This window comes from Nocardioides sp. (genome assembly GCF_016462705.1).
Classification (GTDB): Bacteria; Actinomycetota; Actinomycetes; order Propionibacteriales; family Nocardioidaceae; genus Nocardioides.
In genome coordinates this window covers 1-2,813 of record NZ_JAEMSS010000296.1, presented here as the reverse complement: position 1 = coordinate 2,813, position 2,813 = coordinate 1, and the positions used below count along the sequence as shown (strand labels likewise).

At 73.4% G+C, this 2,813-nt stretch carries 3 protein-coding genes; all 3 read right to left on the bottom strand.

All coding sequences use genetic code 11. The features are described from left to right. Window positions 1-431: hypothetical protein (locus JHD21_RS21710; protein WP_292679621.1), on the bottom strand; the 431-nt coding region annotated here is incomplete at its 3' end. A gap of 67 nt (window positions 432-498) precedes the next feature. Continuing rightward, a complete protein-coding gene (locus tag JHD21_RS21705) occupies window positions 499-933 on the bottom strand; it encodes a single-stranded DNA-binding protein (protein ID WP_292679619.1) in 435 nt (144 codons plus the stop codon). Window positions 934-1,082: 149 nt separating this feature from the next. Then, window positions 1,083-2,750 (bottom strand): GTPase, encoded by a 1,668-nt coding sequence (locus JHD21_RS21700; protein WP_292679623.1) that lies wholly within the window; start codon window positions 2,748-2,750, stop codon window positions 1,083-1,085. Window positions 2,751-2,813: the final 63 nt, after the last annotated feature.

Here is a 2,813-nt window from a genome sequence, read left to right as displayed (position 1 = left end):
ACGTTGTCGAGGACGACCTTGTCGCCATGGGCCTTGCGCACGTTGCGCAGGGTGAACACGTACTCAGCCATGGTCGGCAAGCCTAGGTGGGAACAGGCGTGAGACCGATTCGGGGGCCACGGCGTCTCTACGGTTGACCCGCCCACACCGACACAGGAGGCCAGGCGCGTGACACCGATGCGGCGTTCGCCGAGTTCATGGCGGCCCGGTCGAGCCAGCTGTTCCGCAGCGCCTACCTGCTGACGACCTCCCAGCACGGCGCGGAGGCAGACACCGGTCCCGGCGCGTTCCAGGTGCTGCTCATCCCGCCGGACCCCACCGGGCCGCTGCCCGACGCCGTCACCACCACGGACGTCGAGGGCAACACGACCACCACCGCGCAGGTCCCCGGCCAGACGCTCGCGGACCGCATCCGCTCCCCCGCTGACCACCGACCAGCTGGTCGCGCTGGCCCAGGACCCGGCGTGGACGGACTACGCGCCCGCGGGCTGAACGGGCTCACGCGGCCACCTCGGCGGGATCGGGGGGCGCCTCCACGTCGCTGGGCGGTTCGGCGTCCGGTGGCGCATCGGGCCGAGCCGGCCGGACGAACCGGCTGATGCCCCGGTTGAGGTCGTGGCCGACGGCGGTGGCGTGGACCTCCCAGGTCTGCTGCTCGACACCGTCGGCGTTGACCCAGGTGTTGAGCGACATCCGTCCGCTCACGATGACCGCATCGCCGGTGCGCAGCGATGCGGCGCAGTTGTCGCCCAGGGTCCGCCAGGCGTTGATCGTGAACCACTGGGTCTCGTCGTCGGACCAGGTGCCGCTCCCCTTCTGGTAGCGCCGGGGGGTGCAGCCGAGGCGGAAGCTCGCGACCACCGAGTCGCCGGCCACGCGCAGCTTGACCGGCCCGCCGAGGTTGCCCTGCAACGTCACGAGTGTGTCGTTCACCCGCTGTCTCCTCTCCATCCGGCCGTCCCCCGTGGGACGGCACGAGACCGAGACTCGACGTGGGCACCGACCCGGGACGGACCGGCCGGCCGCCCCTGTGGACAGCCGCCTGCACCGCGCGGCTGTGGACCGGTTCCGGCTCGGAGGTGCTACCTGAGCGCCGTGGTGAGCGCGTTGCGCACGGTGCGGAACGCGTCCAGCTCGGCAGCGACCGGTGCGACCACCAGCTCCGCCGACACCTGCTCGACCGCCTCGCGGAGCCGTCGGTCCGCGGACCTGGCCCGGGACCTGGCGGTCGCCGCGACGAGCAGCCGGCACACGAGCGCCACCAGCACCCCGGCGCCGACACCACCCAGCAGCAGCACCAGCGGGAGGGAGATCCCGGCGACCTTCGGCACCGCCGAGGAGCCCAGCGTCCCGGACGCCGCCATCGCGACCGACCAGATCCCACCCACGATCGCGGTGAGGATGAGCAGCCACTGGACGACCCGCACGATCCCGGCCCACACCGGTAGCCGGGCCACACCGAGATCGGTCTCGGCGATGGCCAGGTCCAACCGGTCGGTCACCTCCGGGAGCCGGGACACCGACGCGCGCCGGACTGCGTCGGCCCACGGTGGGGTCATGCCGGCCGAGACGTCGTCGGCGAGCTCGCGGACCTCGCTGTCGACCTTGGCCCGCTGCACGGGCGTGGCCTCGGGCACCGACGTGCGCGACCGTGAGGTCAGCTGCCTGCCCGCCGCCCCCAGGTCGAGATGCAGGCGCTTGAGCGGATCGGGGCGGAGCCGACCGAGCCACGCGACGAGCGGCCAGCCCGTCGCCTGGCCGGCGCGCAGCCGGGTGGAGCGCTCGATCGCCGCCACCACGGTGGGCACGCCGGCGGCGTCGGCGAGCGCGTCCTCCAGCGCCTCGACCCGCTGCTTGGCCAGCGAGCGCGGCTTGCCGGTCCCGCACTCCTCGTTGAGCCGGGCGGCGACGGCCCGCAGGTCCGCCTCGAGGCGCAGCCGGGTCGACCGCTTGTCGGCCACCCGGCGCGAGATCTCCGCCCGCAGCTCGGCGATGCCGTCCCCGTGACGCGCACTGGTCGCGAAGACCGGGACGTCGGCGAGCCCGTCGTCGGCCAACAGCCGCCGGACGTCGTCGAGCATCGCGTCCCGCCGGTCCTCGGGCACGGTGTCGATGTGGTTGAGGACGATCACCATGACGCCGGCATGGGTGGCGAACGGCGCGAGGTAGCGGTCGTGGACCGCGGCGTCGGCGTACTTCTGCGGGTCGAGCACCCAGATCAGGAGGTCGGCGAGAGCCACCAGCCGGTCGACCTCGAGGTGGTGCCCCACCTCCGTGGAGTCGTGGTCGGGCAGGTCGAGGAGGACGACGCCCTCCATCTCCTTGTCGGGGTTGCCCTTGCCCCGGTCCAGGTGGGCGTCGAGCATCGAGTCCCGGGTCGTCTGGTGCCGCGGCGGGATGCCGAGCCACTCGAGCAGCTCGGTGGCGCCCTCGGAGCCCCAGACGCACGCCGTCGCCCACGAGGTCGTGGGGCGGCGTACGCCGACCGCGGAGAGCTCGAGACCGGTCAGCGCGTTGAACGTCGAGGACTTGCCCGACCCGGTCGCGCCCGCGATCGCCACGACGGTGTGGTCGGCCGAGAGCCGCAGCCGGGCGGCCGCGCGGTCGACGAACTCCTCGGCCTCGGCGACCACGGACTCGTCGAGCCGACCTCGGGCCGCGCGGATCGCCACCTCCAGCGCCTCGATGCGGGTGCCGAGGTCGGAGCCACGGGTGACCATCGAGCGGGCACTCTCGAGCAAGGACGGCATCGTCTCTCTCGGGTTGTCGGATGCGGGGATCTGGGGTGGAGCGGCTGGTGGCGGGTGCGGCGG